We start from the raw sequence: 15,283 nt of genomic DNA on the forward strand, positions 1-15,283 counted from the left end.
GCGCTCGACAAGACGACGTACGAGGGCACCTTCGTCGGCAACTTCTCCGGGCTGGCCCCGGACCGGGACGGCACCCTCGCGGCGGTCTCCGACAGGTCGGTGCTGTTCTCGCTCGACGGGCGGACGCTCGAGCCGCGCGGAACGCTGCCCCTCGCCGACGAGAACGGCGCCGCGCTGGACTCCGAGGGTCTGGTCGTCGACCGGGACGGGACGTACCTCGTCTCCTCGGAGACCGAGCCCTCCGTGCGTCGCCACTCCCGCGACGGCCGCGTGCTCGACCGGCTGCCCGTGCCGGACGCCCTGCGGGTCGCCCCGGCGGGCCGGGCGCCCGTCAACGGCACGTTCGAGGGGCTGACCATGACACGGGACGGCCGCACGCTCGTCGCCTCCATGGAGTACGCCCTCGGTGGAGACAGCGCCGGGATCGTGCGGGTCCAGACCTGGCGGCGGACGCACGACGACCGGTTCCGGCCGGCCGCGCAGTACGCCTACCGCACCGACCCCGGCCTCGGCGTCCCCGAGATCACCGCGACGCCCGACGGCCGCCTCCTCGTCCTGGAGCGCGGCTTCACCGCCGGTGTCGGCAACACGGTCCGCCTCTACCTCGCCGACCCGCGCCACGCCACGGACGTCAGCGGGGTCGAACATCTAACCGGGCAGGATGGGGTGCGGCCGGTCCGCAAGACGCTGCTCGCCGATCTCGCCGACTGCCCCGATCTCGGCGCCACCGCCAAGCAGCCGCAGCCCAACCCGCTGCTCGACAACATCGAGGCCATGGCCGTCACCGGCCGCTTCCACGGCCGCCTGAACGTCCTCCTCGCCAGCGACGACAACCAGAACCCGGCCCAGACCACCCGCTTCTACGTCCTGCGCGTACGCCTCTGAACCCTCACGCCTTGTTGCGGAGGGATGAAATCCGCTTCCGCCCGCGTTGGTGCCTTCCGGAAGATCAGGCCGAAAAACGGAGGGCACCCGCGTGAGCACGCAACGGGGATGGGCGCGACGGCTGTGGGGATACGCCTGGCGCTACCCCAAGGACGTCGTCCTCGCCCTCGGCTCCTCCCTCGCGGGCATGGCCGTCCTGGCCGTCGTCCCGCTGATCACCAAGGTGATCATCGACGACGTCGTCGGCGACAAGACCAAGGGCATGGCCCCCTGGGCCGGTGCCCTCATCGGCGCCGCCCTCCTCGTCTACGTCCTCACCTACATCCGCCGCTACTACGGCGGCCGGCTCGCCCTCGACGTCCAGCACGACCTGCGCACCGAGATGTACGGGACGATCACCCGGCTCGACGGGCGGCGGCAGGACGAGCTGTCCACCGGCCAGGTCGTCGGGCGGGCCACCAGCGACCTCCAGCTGATCCAGGGCCTGCTCTTCATGCTCCCGATGACCATCGGGAACTTCATGCTCTTCCTGATCTCCCTGGTCATCATGGCGTGGCTGTCGATCCCGCTCACCCTGGTCGCCCTCGCCGTGGCGCCCGCGCTGTGGTGGATCGCCAAGCGCAGCCGCACCAAGCTGCACCCCGCCACCTGGTACGCGCAGGCGCAGGCCGCGGCCGTCGCGGGGGTGGTCGACGGCGCGGTCGGCGGCGTACGGGTGGTCAAGGGCTTCGGGCAGGAGGAGCAGGAGACGCGGAAGCTGCGGGAGGTCGGGCGGCGGCTCTTCGCGGGGCGGCTGCGGACGATCCGGCTGAACAGCAGGTACACCCCCGCGCTCCAGGCCGTCCCGGCCCTCGGCCAGGTCGCCATGCTGGCCCTCGGCGGCTGGCTCGCCGTACGCGGTGACGTCACCCTCGGCACCTTCGTCGCCTTCTCCACCTACCTCGCCCAGCTCGTCGGCCCGGTCCGGATGCTCGCCATGGTCCTCACCGTCGGCCAGCAGGCCCGCGCGGGCACCGAACGCGTCCTGGAGCTGATCGACACCGAGCCGGCCCTCGCCGACGGCACCAGGGAGCTGCCCGCCGACGCCCCCGCGACCGTCGAGTTCGACGACGTGTCCTTCGGCTACGACCCCGGCAAGCCCGTCCTCGACGGCCTCTCCTTCGAGATCCGCCCCGGCGAGACCCTGGCCGTCGTCGGCTCCTCCGGCTCCGGCAAGTCGACGGTCTCCCTGCTGCTGCCGCGCTTCTACGACGTCACGCGCGGCGCCGTGCTGATCGGCGGCCACGACGTGCGCGAGCTGACCCTCGACTCGCTGCGCGCCGCCATCGGCCTGGTCCCCGAGGACTCGTTCCTCTTCTCCGACAGCGTCCGCGCCAACATCGCCTACGGCCGCCCCGACGCCACCGACGAGGAGATCGAGCGGGCCGCCCGCGCCGCCCAGGCGCACGGCTTCATCAGCGACCTGCCCGACGGCTACGACACCGTCGTCGGTGAGCACGGTCTCACCCTCTCCGGCGGCCAGCGCCAGCGCGTCGCGCTCGCCCGCGCCATCCTCACCGACCCCCGGCTGCTCGTCCTCGACGACGCGACCTCCGCGGTGGACGCGCGCGTCGAGCACGAGATCCACGAGGCGCTGAGGCAGGTCATGGAGGGCCGCACCACCCTCCTCATCGCCCACCGCCGCTCCACCCTGAACCTCGCCGACCGCATCGCGGTCCTCGACGGCGGCCGGCTCGCCGACCTGGGCACCCACGAGGAGCTGGAGCGGCGCTCGGCCCTGTACCGGCGGCTGCTCACCGACCCCGACGAGCTGGGCGGCGTCTCCCCGGGCCACACCCCGCCCGCCGCGCCGCAGGACGAGGACACCTCGGTCCGCGAGGAACTGGACGCCGAGTTCGACGCCGAGCGCGGGGTCACCCCGAGGCTGTGGACCGGCGACCGCGAGCCGAAGGACACCGCGCTGTCCGGCACCCCGGCCACCCCGGAGCTGCTGGCCCAGGTGGACGCCCTGCCCCCGGCGACCGACATCCCGGACGTCGACGAGGCGCGGGCGGTGCGGCCGGAGGAGTCGTACGGGCTCAGGAGGCTCCTCAAGGGCTTCGGGCTGCCCCTCCTCGTCAGCCTCGCCCTGGTCGCGGTGGACGCGGGGACGGGCCTGCTGCTCCCCGTGCTGATCCGGCACGGCATCGACAGCGGTGTCTCGGAGCTGGCCCTCGGCGCGGTCTGGGCGGCGTCCGCGCTGGCCCTGGTGGTGGTGCTCGCCCAGTGGGCGGCGCAGATCGGCGAGATCCGGATGACGGGCCGCACCGGCGAACGGGTCCTGTACGCCCTGCGTCTGAAGATCTTCGCCCAGCTCCAGCGGCTCGGCCTCGACTACTACGAGCGGGAGCTGACCGGCCGGATCATGACCCGCATGACGACGGACGTCGACGCCCTGTCGACGTTCCTCCAGACGGGCCTGGTCACCGCGTTCGTCTCGGTCGTCACGTTCTTCGGCATCATGGTCGCCCTGCTGGTGATCGATGTCGAGCTGGCACTCGTCGTCTTCGCGACGCTGCCGCCGCTGATCGTGGCCACGTTCTTCTTCCGCCGGGCGAGCGTGAAGGCGTACGAACTCGCCCGCGAGCGGGTGTCCGGCGTCAACGCCGACCTCCAGGAGACCGTCGCCGGACTGCGGATCGTGCAGGCGTTCCGGCGCGAGAAGGACGGCGGACGCCGGTTCGCGGAGCGCAGCGACGGCTACCGGCGGGCCCGGGTGCGCGGCCAGTGGCTGATCTCGATCTACTTCCCGTTCGTGCAGTTCCTGTCGTCGGCCGCGGCGGCGGCCGTGCTGACCGTGGGCGCCGGGCGGGTCGACGCGGGCACCCTGACCACGGGCGCCCTGGTGGCGTACCTGCTGTACATCGACCTGTTCTTCGCCCCCGTGCAGCAGCTCTCCCAGGTTTTCGACGGCTACCAGCAGGCGAGCGTCTCGCTGGGCCGGGTCCAGGAACTCCTGCGGGAGCCCACGTCCACCGAGTCCGCCGGGGAACCCCGCGCCGTGTCCTCGCTGCGCGGCGAGATCGCCTTCGAGGGCGTGCACTTCCGGTACGGCGACGACGAGGCGGCCCTCACCGGCATCGACCTGCGCATCCCCGCCGGGCAGACCGTGGCGTTCGTCGGCGAGACCGGCGCGGGCAAGTCGACGCTGGTGAAGCTGGTGGCCCGGTTCTACGACCCGACCGCGGGCCGGGTCACCGTCGACGGCCGTGACCTGCGCACCCTCGACCTCACCGCCTACCGGCACCGGCTCGGCGTCGTCCCCCAGGAGGCGTACCTCTTCCCCGGCACCGTCCGCGACGCCATCGCCTACGGCCGCCCCGACGCCACCGACGCCGAGGTGGAGGCCGCCGCCCGCGCGGTCGGCGCGCACGAGATGATCGCCCGCCTGGAGGGCGGCTACCTCCACGAGGTCGCCGAGCGCGGCCGCAACCTCTCCGCCGGCCAGCGCCAGCTGATCGCGCTGGCCCGCGCCGAACTCGTCGACCCGGACGTCCTGCTCCTCGACGAGGCCACGGCCGCCCTGGACCTGGCGACGGAGGCCCAGGTCAACCAGGCGACGGACCGTCTGGCGGGCCGCCGTACCACCCTCGTCGTGGCCCACCGCCTGACCACGGCGGCCCGCGCCGACCGGGTCGTGGTGATGGACCACGGGCGGGTCGCTGAGGACGGCACCCACGAGGAGCTGCTGGCCCGCGGCGGGCGGTACGCCGAACTGTGGCGCACCTTCGTCGGCGAGGACACCCCCGTGGGGGCCTGACCGCCGCCCGGCGCAACCATCCGGCGTACGCTGCGCGTCCGTACATCCGTACGTCAATCTGCCGAGGGGTGCGGCACGGGAGGGGACGACTGTGGACTCGGGTGCGATACGACGGCGGCTGGCCCTCGGTCTGTGCGTGCTGACCGCGGCCGGACTCCTCGCGCTCGCCGCGCCGGCCGAGGCCCACGCCGCCGCCGCGCCGTGCCCCGGCCGCAAGGTCAGGACACTGCCCTTCTCCACCGGCTCCGTGCACGTCTACAAGAGCGGCGGTTACGTGTGCGCGGCCACCTACGCCAAGAACCCCGGCCCCCTGCGGACCATGAGCGTCAGCGTGCAGGCGCGCGGCCACCGCCCCGTCCCCCACAAGGGAAAGCACCGCTACCACACCCCGGGCGTGAAGGTCTACGCCGGGCAGCGCTGTGTGTGGGTGAAGGGCTCGGCGGGGCGGGGCTCGGTCGACTCGGGCTGGATCCTCTGCTGAGCGAAGCACCTGGCGCATAGCGCCCGTTACCGAACATCCCCTGGTGTGAAGCGGGTTGACTCCGATAGCTTCCGGCGCACATCTGTTCTCACAGGGGAGGGTGCATGCGCAAGGCGCTCAGATGGCTGCTCGCGCTCACGGTGTTCATAGGCACCTTGAGCACGGCGGGGACGGCCACCGCCGTCCAGCCGGAGGCCACCGACATCAAGGACCGGCTTCTGGCCGTACCCGGCATGAGCCTGATCGAGGAGAAGCCGTACCCCGGCTACCGCTTCTTCGTCCTGAACTACACCCAGCCGGTCGACCACCGCGATCCGGCCAAGGGCACGTTCCAGCAGCGGATCACCGTCCTGCACAAGGACGTCTCCCGCCCGACGGTCTTCTACACCAGCGGCTACGGCGTCTCCACGACCCCCAGCCGCCGCGAGCCGACCCAGATCGTCGACGGCAACCAGGTCTCCATGGAGTACCGCTACTTCACCCCCTCCCGGCCCAGCCCGGCCGACTGGAGCAAGCTGGACATCTGGCAGGCCGCCAGCGACCAGCACCGCATCTTCAAGGCCCTGAAGCCGGTCTACGACAAGAAGTGGCTGTCCACCGGCGGCTCCAAGGGCGGCATGACCGCGACGTACTACGAGCGCTTCTACCCCCGCGACATGGACGGCGTCGTCGCCTACGTCGCCCCCAACGACGTCGTCGACAAGGAGGACTCGGCCTACGACCGGTTCTTCGCCACCGTCGGCACCGAGGAGTGCCGCGACCGGCTGAACGGCGTGCAGCGCGAGGCGCTGGTGCGGCGGGACGTCATGGAGCAGCGGTACGCGAAGTACGCGGCCGAGAACGGCTACACCTTCCGCACCGTCGGCAGCCTCGACAAGGCGTACGAGGCGACCGTCCTCGACTACGTCTGGGGCTTCTGGCAGTACAGCCTGCTGTCGGACTGCGGCACCATCCCCGCGGACGCGCAGAACGCCACCGACGACGAGATCTGGAACACCCTCGACGCCGTCGCCGGGTTCTCCTTCTACACCGACCAGGGCCTGGAGCCGTACACGCCGTACTACTACCAGGCGGGCACCCAGCTCGGCGCGCCGACCATCCGCTTCCCGCACATCGAGAAGCAGTACATCCGCTACGGCTACCTGCCGCCGCGCTACTACGTGCCGCGTGACATCGAGATGCGGTTCCAGCCGGGCGCCATGCGCGACGTGGACACCTGGGTCCGCCACAACGCCCGTCACATGCTGTTCGTCTACGGCGAGAACGACCCGTGGGGCGCCGAGCCCTTCCGCCTCGGCAAGGGCGCCCGCGACTCGTACGTCCTGACCGCACCCGGCGCCAACCACGGTGCCCGCGTCGCGGGCCTCGTGGACGACGAGAAGGCCCTCGCCACGGCGAAGATCCTCGAGTGGGCGGGCGTGGCCCCCGCGGCCGTCCAGGCCGACCCCTCGAAGGCCAGGCCCCTGGCCACGTTCGACGCCAAGCTCGACAAGAAGGGCACGGAGCGGACGCTGCGTCCGTAAGTCCCCCGCGGCGCCCGCTCCTTGTGCCTCACGGTGGCTGCAGGGGGCGGGCGCAGCCCACGGGGAACCGGGTCCCGTACCCCGAGGGCAGACCCCCGGCCGCCGCCGGTGACGCGCTCGGGGACGGTGCCGCGCGGTCGTCGTCCCGCGTGTCCGGCGGCCCCTGGCAGCCCGTCAGCAGCGCCATGGGCAGGACCGGCACGACTCCCCGTAGGTCTAGTACGTCAGGCCGTGCCCGAGGGGGTACAGCACCCGGGACGGATCGTCGGCCCGCTGCACCGGTACCGGGAGCTTCCCGCGCGGCTCCACCGCTCCGGCGATCACCCGGGCGGCGGCCCGCACCTCGACGTCCGTCCAGGAGTACGTCGCGAGGTACGCGCGTACGCCCGGCAGCCGGGCCGCGTCGTACGGGTTGCGCACGGCCACCGCCACCACCGGGCGGCCCGTCGCCAGCAGCCGCTCGACCAGTGTTCTCTGGGGGCTCGTCGCGGTGACGTTGTAGGTCGCCACGACCACCGCGTCCGCCTCCCCGGCCGCCGCGACGGCCCGCTCGGTCACCGCCGCGGACGGCGCGGTCCCGGTGGACAGCGCGGTCGCGGTGAATCCCAGCTCCGTCAGGGCCCGCGCCAGCACACCGGTCGGCGGGCCGGTGGTGCCGGACGGGGAGGCCGGGTCGGCGCCGACGACCAGCAGGCGCGGGGTGTCCTTCGGGACGAGCGGGAGGAGCCCGCCCTCGTTGACCAGCAGGGTCGTGGTCCGCTCGGCGATCCGGTCGGCGGCCGCGAGGTGCTCGGCCGTGCCGACCTTGTCGCTCACGGCGTCCTCGTCGGTCCACGGGTCGTCGAGGAGCCCCAGCTTCGCCTTCAGCCGCAGCACCCGCAGGATCGATTCCTCCAGGCGCTCCTCCGTCAGCTCCCCGTCCTGGACGGCCTTCAGCACCGCGTTCCAGGCCAGGTCCAGCCTGGGCGCGTTCAGCAGCTGGTCCACGCCCGCCTTCAGCGCCAGCACCGGCACCCGGTCGTCACCGTACTTCTGCCGTACGCCCGCCATGTCGAGCGCGTCGGTGACCACCACCCCGTCGAAGCCGAGCTGTTCGCGCAGGATGCCGGTGAGGATGGGCCGCGAGAGGGTGGCCGGGTCGCCGGAGTCGTCGAGGGCCGGGACCAGGATGTGCGCGGTCATGACGGAGTCGGTACCGGCCTCGATCGCGGCGCGGAACGGCGGCGCGTCCAGCGACTCCCACTGCGCGCGGGTGTGCTTGATGACCGGGAAGCCGTAGTGGCTGTCGGTCTCGGTGTCACCGTGGCCCGGGAAGTGCTTGGCGGTCGCCGCGACACCGGAGCGCTGGTAGCCGGCGGTCTCGGCCGCGACCAGCCGGGCCACCGCCTCCGGATCGGCGCCGAAGGAGCGCACGCCGATGACCGGGTTGGCCGGGTTGACGTTCACGTCGGCGACGGGGGTGTAGTCCTGCCGTACGCCCATCGCGCGCAGCTCCTTGCCCGCGATCCTGCCGAGGGTGCGGGCGTCGGTGCGCGAGCCGCCCGCACCGATGGCCATCGCGCCCGGGAAGAGCGTGGCGGGCTTGCCGATCCGGGCGACGATGCCGTGCTCCTGGTCGGTGGAGATCAGCAGGGGCAGGCGGTGCGGGAGGTCCAGGGACGCGCGCTGGAGACCGTTGGAGAGGGCGGCGATCTGGTGCGGGTCACGGGTGTTGTGCGCCCAGGCGAAGTAGATGACCCCGCCCAGCCGGTAGCGGGCGACCAGTTCGGCGGGGGTGCGGACGCCGAACTCGCGGAGGTTGGCGTCGATGTCGGCCTGGTCGGGAGCGGTGGCGGAGTGGCCGTAGGCCCGGGAGACGAAGAGCTGGCCGACCTTCTCCTCCAGGGTCATCCGGGAGATCAGGCGGCGCAGCTTCCGGTCGCCGTGCGCGTGGGCGGGGCCGCCGACCGTGAGGGCCGCGGTGACGCCGGCCGTGGCGGCGAGGACCGTGCGTCTGGAGGGTTTCGCGGTGTTTCCCGTGCTGGTGTCGGGCACGTGCGCTCCTTCCGGAGGAGGTGGTCCGCTGAAGGAAACTTCCGAGGGGTCACCAATATCCGGGAAGTTTCTGCCAGTCAAGGGAACGCACAGTACCCAGCGAGGACGCCGCCGCCGGCGCACGGGAGGGCGGCACGCCGATGGCGGCATACCGTCGGCCGCGCCCGCGGCGGAGAGGGTGGTCGGCGTTCGCGGTCGGCAGCGAGGCCGACACCGTGGCACGGTGACTCTCCGGCGGTCCGGCGGTCCGGCGGTCCGGCGGTCCGGCGGTCCGGCGGTTGGACGCCGGCGGTCCCGGCCGGGTTCCCGGCCCGCCGCGGTTCGGCCGGATCCGGGGCCGGTGGGGGCGGGCGGGGCGCCGCGTCGCATGGTCCCCGCCGCCCGGGGCCCTTTCCCGGACGTTCCGGCGGGCCCGGCTCGAAGCCCTGCCGGGGTCTGGCTCGCGATGCCCCGTCGACCGCCTGGTACGCCCTGCCGAGGACCGGCCCAGGACGGCCCGCCGGTGGACACCCCTGGGCGCCCCACCGGGCCGGGCCGGGCTCCCGCCGGGTTCGGCCGGGCTCCCGGAGGGCCGGGTCCGGTCCCTGTCGGGCCCGGTCCGGCCCCGTCGGGCCCCCGCCGGGTTCCGCCAAGGACTCCCGCCGGGCTCGGCCACGGACTCGGGTCGGCCCGGCCGGACGCCCGGCGGGTCCGGCCCGCGCGGGTCCATCTCATGGACGGTGCCGCGCGGGGGCCGCGGTTGGGCGATCATAAGGACATGCCCGCAGTCGACATCCCCGGTTCCAAGTCCATCACCGCTCGCGCCCTCTTCCTCGCGGCGGCGGCCGACGGCGTCACGACTCTCGTCCGGCCCCTGCGGTCGGACGACACCGAGGGCTTCGCCGAGGGCCTGGTGCGGCTCGGCTACCGGGTCGGCCGCACCCCGGACACCTGGCAGATCGACGGGCGCCCCGAGGGCCCGGCCGTGGCGGAGGCCGACGTCTACTGCCGGGACGGCGCGACCACGGCCCGCTTCCTGCCCGCTCTCGCCGCCGCCGGCCACGGCACCTACCGCTTCGACGCCTCCGAGCAGATGCGCCGCCGCCCCCTGCTGCCGCTCACCCGCGCCCTGCGCGACCTCGGGGTGAAGCTGCGCCACGAGGAGCGGGAGGGCCACCACCCGCTGACCGTCGAGGCGGCGGGGGTGGAGGGCGGTCAGGTCACCCTGGACGCGGGCCTGTCCTCGCAGTACCTGACGGCGCTGCTGCTGCTCGGCCCGCTCACCCGGCAGGGCCTGCGGATCACCGTCACGGACCTGGTCTCCGCGCCGTATGTCGAGATCACCATCGCGATGATGCGTGCCTTCGGTGTGGAGGTGCGCCGCGAGGGCGACACCTTCGTCGTCCCGCCGGGCGGCTACCGCGCCACCACCTACGCGATCGAGCCGGACGCCTCCACCGCCAGCTACTTCTTCGCCACCGCCGCGCTCACCGGCGGCGAGGTCACCGTGCCCGGCCTCGGCGAGGGCGCTCTCCAGGGCGACCTGGGCTTCGTGGAGGTGCTGCGCCGGATGGGCGCGCACGTGGAGATCGGCGCCGACCGCACGACCGTGCGCGGCACCGGCGAACTGCGCGGCCTCACCGTCAACATGCGGGACATCTCCGACACCATGCCGACCCTCGCCGCGATCGCCCCGTACGCCTCCGGCCCGGTGCGCATCGAGGACGTCGCCAACACGCGCGTGAAGGAGTGCGACCGGCTGGAGGCCTGCGCGCAGAACCTGCGGCGGCTGGGCGTGGCGGTCGAGACGGGCCCGGACTGGATCGAGATCCGGCCCGGTACGCCCGCGTCCGGCGTCGAGATCGCCTCCTACGGCGACCACCGCATCGTGATGTCCTTCGCGGTGGCGGGCCTGCGTGCCCCCGGCATCTCCTTCGACGACCCGGGGTGCGTCCGCAAGACCTTCCCCGGCTTCCACGAGGAGTTCGCCGAACTGCGCGCGGCTATCGGCCTCGGCTGACCTCGCGGGCGGTGGCCGCCAACTGCTCCCGCAACGGCGGCGAGCACTCAGCCTCGACGCGGGTTACGGCCCGTGGCCCCGCCGTCCTGGGCCGGTGGGCCTGGACGCCGGCGCCCCGCTCACGCCGAATCGTTGAGCAGCCGTGCCAGATGGTCCCGGCCCGCGCCCAGCAGGCCGGGCAGCGGGGCCGCCGACTCGTACCAGCGCTTCTCGTACTCCCAGCACAGCCAGCCGTCCCAGCCGTGCCGGGACAGCACCTCCACCACCTCGGCGACCGGCAGCACGCCCGCGCCGAGCGGCAGCGGGGTGGCGTCGTCGGCGGAGGCGATGTCCTTGACCTGGACATAGCCGAGGTGCGGGGCGAGGGCCGCGTAGGTCTCCGAGGGCTGCTCGCCGCCCAGCCAGGTGTGCATCACATCCCACAGCGCGCCCACGTGCCGGTGCCCGACCGGGCCCAGGATGCGGATCGCGTCGGCGCCGGTGCGGTGCGAGTCGTGGGTCTCCAGCAGGATGCGCACGCCCGCGTCGGCGGCGAGTTCGGCCGCCACCCCCAGCCGCCGGGCGGCCACCGCGTCGGCCTCCTCCGACGGCCGGCCCACCGCGTCCGCGCCGGGGAAGACCCGGACGAACGGGGCGCCCAAATCGCGGGCCAGGTCCAGCAGGGCGCGGATCTCCGCCAGCACGGGCTCGTCGTCGCCCGGCGCGGCCACCCGCGTGTACCCGGCGAGGCCGAGCGGTTCGACACCGGCCGCCTTGAACTCGGCGGCCACCCGCGCGCGTTCGTCCGGGCCGAGGCCTGGGTGCACCGGTTCCTCCGGGTGCACGCGCAGTTCGACCCCGTGGTAGCCGTGTTCCGCCGCGAGGCGCAGCACATCGGGGAGGGGGAGACCGGGGACGCCGAGAGTGGAGAACGCCAGCTTCATACTCAGCGACCCTACTCGTCACTCCGCCCGCGCCGCAGCTCCAGCCGCCAGTCCTGCCCGACGAGATCCTTGCCGAAGGAACGGTGCGGCTGCTCGGCGACGAGCGCGAATCCGTGCCGCCGGTAGATCCGGCGGGCGGCCGTGAGCACGTCGTTCGTCCACAGCACCAGGTCGTGGTAGCCGGCCCCGCGCGCGAAGCCGACGACCGCCGTGACCAGCCGGTCGCCGATGCCGAGGCCGCGCGCGCCGGGCTCGACCAGCAGCAGCCGCAGCCGGGCCGTGCCGGGCGCCTCGTCCCGTACGCACATCACACACCCCACCGGCCGCCCGTCCAGCTCGGCGATCCACACCCGCTCCCGACGCGGGTCGTGGTCCTGCGCGAAGTCCGCGACGATCCGCGCGACCAGCGCCTCGTAGTCGGTGTTCCAGCCGTACTCGGCGGCGTACAGCGCGGCGTTGCGCTGCACGATCCAGCCCAGGTCGCCGGGGGCGGGCGGGCGCAGCACCACGTCCTCGGGGCGGGGCGCCCGGCCGCCCGACAGCAGCGTCCGCACCGTCAGCAGCGCCTCCGCCAGCCGCGGCCGGTCCTGCGGCGCCACCCCGGCCAGCAGCGAGCCGACCGTCTGCCGGGCCCGCTCGTCCAGCAGGCCGGCGGTCGCCCGCCCCCGCGCCGTCAGCCGGATCCGCCGCCGCCGCGGATCCCGCTCCGACGGACCGCGCTCGATCAGCCCGTCCGTCTCGAACTTGTTCAGGATGCGGGTCAGATAGCCCGCGTCCAGGTGCAGTCCGGTGCGCAGGTCGGCGACGTCGGTACGGGGCGAGTGCGCCAGCTCGTAGAGCACGCGGGACTCGGTGAGGGTGTACGGGGCGTACAGATGACGGCCGTAGTCCAGCGCGCCGATCAGGTGGGTGTAGAAGCGGTTGAAGGAGCGGATGTCTTCGACGGTCATGCTCGCCCCCGATGTCTCCCCGATGGCCGACCCCGTTGAGTGGTCTTTGACTCAGTCAGAGGTTTCTCCGGTTCGAGCGTAAGCGCGGGACCCGCTCCCGTCCACGGCTCGCGCTACTCGGCCGCCCGCCGGTACACGTTCACCAGCGTGCCGGCGTCCGACCTCGTCGTGGAGACCAGCTCGAACGGGAACTTCCCGCCCCCGTCCGGGAAGATCGACTTTCCGCCGCCGAGCACCACCGGCATCACGATCAGCCGCAGCTCGTCGACGAGACCCTCGGTGATCAGCGTGCGGGCCAGGGTCGGGCTTCCCATGAGCAGCAGCCCGCCGTCGTCCCCCTCCCGCAGCTTCCGCAGCTCGGCGACCGCCTCGGACCCCGGGATGCGGACGGAGTTCTCCCAGGTCGGTTCGGTCTCCTCGAGGGTGTCGGAGACCACGTACTTCCGGAGGGAGTTCATCCGGTCCGCGAACGGGTCCCCGGCCCGCTCCGGCCACGCCGACGCCATCGTCTGCCACGTGCGCCGCCCGAACAGCAGCGCGTCGGCGCCCTCCAGCGCCGCGTCGAAGGCCCCGCCGACGATCTCCGGGTCGAAGTACGGGTGCGTCCAGCCGCCGTGCGCGAACCCGCCGTCGGTGTCCTCCTCCGGCCCGCCCGGAGCCTGGACGACGCCGTCGAGGCTGATGAACTCGCTGATGACGATGCGCATGGTGGTGTCTCCCGCGTCGGTGGATGCCGTTCGGAAGATAGACGGCCGCCGCCGCGGAAAGTAATCGCTCCGGTTCCACGGGGGGGCTGTAACTACTAGTATGTATAACAGCCTGTCTCTCCGGCTGTCCGGTTCTCGGAGGAGGTCCCCATGCCCCTGGTCCGCATAGACGCCCTCGGCGCCGACACCCAACGCCTCGCCGCCCTCGGCCGGGCCGTCCACGAGGCCCTGATCGAGGTCATCGGCATCCCGCCGGACGACCACTTCCAGATCCTCACCGCGCACGACGGCGCGACCGGCGCCCTCCGCCACGGCGACTATCTCGGCATCCCGCGCGACGAGGGCATCGCCTACATCGCCATCACCCTCCGCGCGGGCCGCACACCGGACCGCAAGCGCGCCCTGTACCGCCGTATCGCCGAGCTGGCCCGTGTCCACGCGGGCACCGAGCCGCGCAACGTCTTCGTCACCCTCACGGAGAACGAGCCGATCGACTGGTCCCTGGGGGAGGGGGAGGCGCAGTATGCGCCTGGCGAAGCCTAGTCGGACTTGTCTCGCCGCGGCCGGCAGGGCCGCGGCGGTGGTTCCCGCACCGGGTGCCCCACCATCGCCCCATGGCACCGGTGCCACTCATGTCACGCCACCGGAGCCACCGGTGCCGTCCGCGCCGCGTCAGCTCCGCGGCACCCCCGACGACCCCCGCACCATCAGCTCGCCCCGCGCCGTCGCGACCCCGCCCGGCGGCGGTTCCTCGCGGCCCATCGCGATGCGCCCGGCGCGGGCCCCCGCCTCGGCCAGCGGCAGGCGCACCGTCGTCAGGGACGGCACCGCGTCGATGCTGAAGGGCAGGTCGTCGAAGCCGGCGACGGAGACGTCCTCGGGGATGCGCAGGCCGGACTCGCGCAGCGCGGCGCAGGCGCCCAGGGCGACGGAGTCGTTCGCGGCGACCACCGCGGTGATCGTGGGGTCGCGGCGCAGGAGTTCCAGCGTGGCCTCGTAGCCGGAGCGGCGGTCGTAGCGGCCGTGGACCGTCCAGCGGGGGTCCTCCTCGATGCCCGCGGCGGCGAGCGCGGCGCGGTGGCCCTCGAGCCGGTGCCGGGTGGTGGTGCGCTCCTCGGGACCCGCGATGTAGCCGAGCCGCCGGTGGCCGAGGCCGATGAGGTGCTCGGTCAGCTGCTTGCCGCCGCCCCGGTTGTCGAAGGTGAGGGCGACGGCGTCGGTGCCGGGTGCGGGCGGGCGCCCGCACAGCACGACCCGGGTGCCGGCCTCGCTCAGCTTGCGCAGCTTCGCCGCGACGGCCGCGGCGTGCGGCGCGTTCTCCATGGCGCCGCCGGTGAGGACCACGGCGGCGGCCCGCTGCCGTTGCAGCAGGGTGAGGTAGGTGAGTTCGCGCTCCGGCGAGCCGCCGGTGTTGCAGACGACGGCCAGCCGTTCGCCGCCCGCGCGTCCGCCGGGGCCGCCGATCTCGGACTGGATGGCGCTCGCCATGATCCCGAAGAAGGGGTCGGCGATGTCGTTGACGAGGATGCCGACGAGGTCGGACGTCGCGGCGGCGAGCGCGCTCGCGGGGCCGTTGAGGACGTAGTCCAGTTCGTCGACCGCCTTCAGGACCCGCTCCCGGGTCGAGGCGGCCACGGGGTAGTTCCCGTTCAGCACGCGCGACACCGTCGCGGGCGAGACCTGGGCGCGGGCCGCCACGTCCGCCAGGGTCACCGTCATCTCGTCGTCCTCCGGTCGTGCGTCTCGCGCATCTGTCGTACCTCGCCGTACGTCGTCGGCGTTCTCGCCGTCGGTGTGCCGGGCGTCGCGGGGGAGGGCCCTCCCGTCCCGACGTCGTACACGGCCGCCCGGCCGCTCGCGGTTCCGTGCAGACCATAAGCCCGCGGGCCCCACCTGTTCGCCCCCTCGAACAGGCCGAGTGTGCGGTGGTCTTGTCCGGACCCCTGCCGAGAGGCTAGCTTCTCCTCACATAGAAAGCGCTT

11 protein-coding genes are annotated in these 15,283 nt (G+C 73.4%); 6 read left to right on the forward strand and 5 right to left on the reverse strand.

Annotated features, from left to right (window positions below; genetic code table 11):
- From VE614_RS16385 to VE614_RS16400, 4 genes are all read left to right on the forward strand, one after another.
- Positions 1–885 (forward strand): esterase-like activity of phytase family protein (locus VE614_RS16385; protein WP_324937113.1); only part of this gene is annotated, 885 nt, incomplete at its 5' end.
- Between the two features lie 91 nt (positions 886–976).
- Positions 977–4,684 (forward strand): ABC transporter ATP-binding protein, encoded by a 3,708-nt coding sequence (locus tag VE614_RS16390; RefSeq protein ID WP_324937115.1) that lies wholly within the window; start codon positions 977–979, stop codon positions 4,682–4,684.
- 91 nt (positions 4,685–4,775) lie between these two features.
- Complete coding sequence (locus tag VE614_RS16395) at positions 4,776–5,165, forward strand: hypothetical protein (protein WP_324937117.1); 390 nt, start codon at positions 4,776–4,778, stop codon at positions 5,163–5,165.
- A 104-nt stretch (positions 5,166–5,269) separates the two neighbouring features.
- The gene (locus VE614_RS16400) at positions 5,270–6,688 is read left to right on the forward strand and encodes a S28 family serine protease (protein ID WP_324937119.1); all 1,419 of its coding nucleotides are present in this window, start codon (positions 5,270–5,272) and stop codon (positions 6,686–6,688) included.
- A 216-nt stretch (positions 6,689–6,904) separates the two neighbouring features.
- Here VE614_RS16400 and VE614_RS16405 read toward each other — a convergent pair whose 3' ends face one another.
- Positions 6,905–8,722, reverse strand: coding sequence for a glycoside hydrolase family 3 protein (locus VE614_RS16405; protein ID WP_324937121.1), 1,818 nt, complete (start codon positions 8,720–8,722; stop codon positions 6,905–6,907).
- 757 nt (positions 8,723–9,479) lie between these two features.
- On the opposite strand from VE614_RS16405, the gene aroA reads away from it, so the two are divergent.
- Positions 9,480–10,721, forward strand: coding sequence for a 3-phosphoshikimate 1-carboxyvinyltransferase (gene aroA / locus VE614_RS16410; RefSeq protein WP_324937123.1), 1,242 nt, complete (start codon positions 9,480–9,482; stop codon positions 10,719–10,721).
- Between the two features lie 119 nt (positions 10,722–10,840).
- Here aroA and VE614_RS16415 read toward each other — a convergent pair whose 3' ends face one another.
- The 3 genes from VE614_RS16415 to VE614_RS16425 all read right to left on the reverse strand — a co-directional run bounded on the left by VE614_RS16415 (position 10,841) and on the right by VE614_RS16425 (position 13,301).
- Positions 10,841–11,644 carry a sugar phosphate isomerase/epimerase family protein gene (locus VE614_RS16415; protein ID WP_324937125.1) on the reverse strand — a complete coding sequence of 268 codons (804 nt, stop codon included), beginning with the start codon at positions 11,642–11,644 and terminating at the stop codon, positions 10,841–10,843.
- An 11-nt stretch (positions 11,645–11,655) separates the two neighbouring features.
- Positions 11,656–12,594 carry a helix-turn-helix domain-containing GNAT family N-acetyltransferase gene (locus VE614_RS16420; protein WP_324937127.1) on the reverse strand — a complete coding sequence of 313 codons (939 nt, stop codon included), beginning with the start codon at positions 12,592–12,594 and terminating at the stop codon, positions 11,656–11,658.
- Positions 12,595–12,707: 113 nt separating this feature from the next.
- A complete protein-coding gene (locus VE614_RS16425) occupies positions 12,708–13,301 on the reverse strand; it encodes a dihydrofolate reductase family protein (protein WP_324937129.1) in 594 nt (197 codons plus the stop codon).
- A 150-nt stretch (positions 13,302–13,451) separates the two neighbouring features.
- Between VE614_RS16425 and VE614_RS16430 the strand changes: the two genes are divergently transcribed.
- Positions 13,452–13,844: a tautomerase family protein gene (locus VE614_RS16430; RefSeq protein WP_324937131.1), complete on the forward strand. Its 393-nt coding sequence runs from the start codon at positions 13,452–13,454 to the stop codon at positions 13,842–13,844.
- A gap of 129 nt (positions 13,845–13,973) precedes the next feature.
- Here the strand turns inward: VE614_RS16430 and VE614_RS16435 are convergent, their stop codons facing one another.
- Positions 13,974–15,020 (reverse strand): LacI family DNA-binding transcriptional regulator, encoded by a 1,047-nt coding sequence (locus VE614_RS16435; protein ID WP_324937133.1) that lies wholly within the window; start codon positions 15,018–15,020, stop codon positions 13,974–13,976.
- Between the last annotated feature and the right edge of the window lie 263 nt (positions 15,021–15,283).

The sequence above is a fragment of the Streptomyces sp. genome (genome assembly GCF_035645055.1).
GTDB lineage: Bacteria > Actinomycetota > Actinomycetes > Streptomycetales > Streptomycetaceae > Streptomyces.

Bases quoted from the DNA above. Each gene is read 5' to 3' on its own strand.
- VE614_RS16400 (WP_324937119.1), top strand. From the start codon at position 5,270: ATGCGCAAGGCGCTCAGATGGCTGCTCGCGCTCACGGTGTTCATAGGC.
- aroA (WP_324937123.1), top strand. From the start codon at position 9,480: ATGCCCGCAGTCGACATCCCCGGTTCCAAGTCCATCACCGCTCGCGCC.
- VE614_RS16415 (WP_324937125.1), bottom strand. From the start codon at position 11,644: ATGAAGCTGGCGTTCTCCACTCTCGGCGTCCCCGGTCTCCCCCTCCCC.
- VE614_RS16420 (WP_324937127.1), bottom strand. From the start codon at position 12,594: ATGACCGTCGAAGACATCCGCTCCTTCAACCGCTTCTACACCCACCTG.
- VE614_RS16425 (WP_324937129.1), bottom strand. From the start codon at position 13,301: ATGCGCATCGTCATCAGCGAGTTCATCAGCCTCGACGGCGTCGTCCAG.
- VE614_RS16430 (WP_324937131.1), top strand. From the start codon at position 13,452: ATGCCCCTGGTCCGCATAGACGCCCTCGGCGCCGACACCCAACGCCTC.
- VE614_RS16435 (WP_324937133.1), bottom strand. From the start codon at position 15,020: ATGACGGTGACCCTGGCGGACGTGGCGGCCCGCGCCCAGGTCTCGCCC.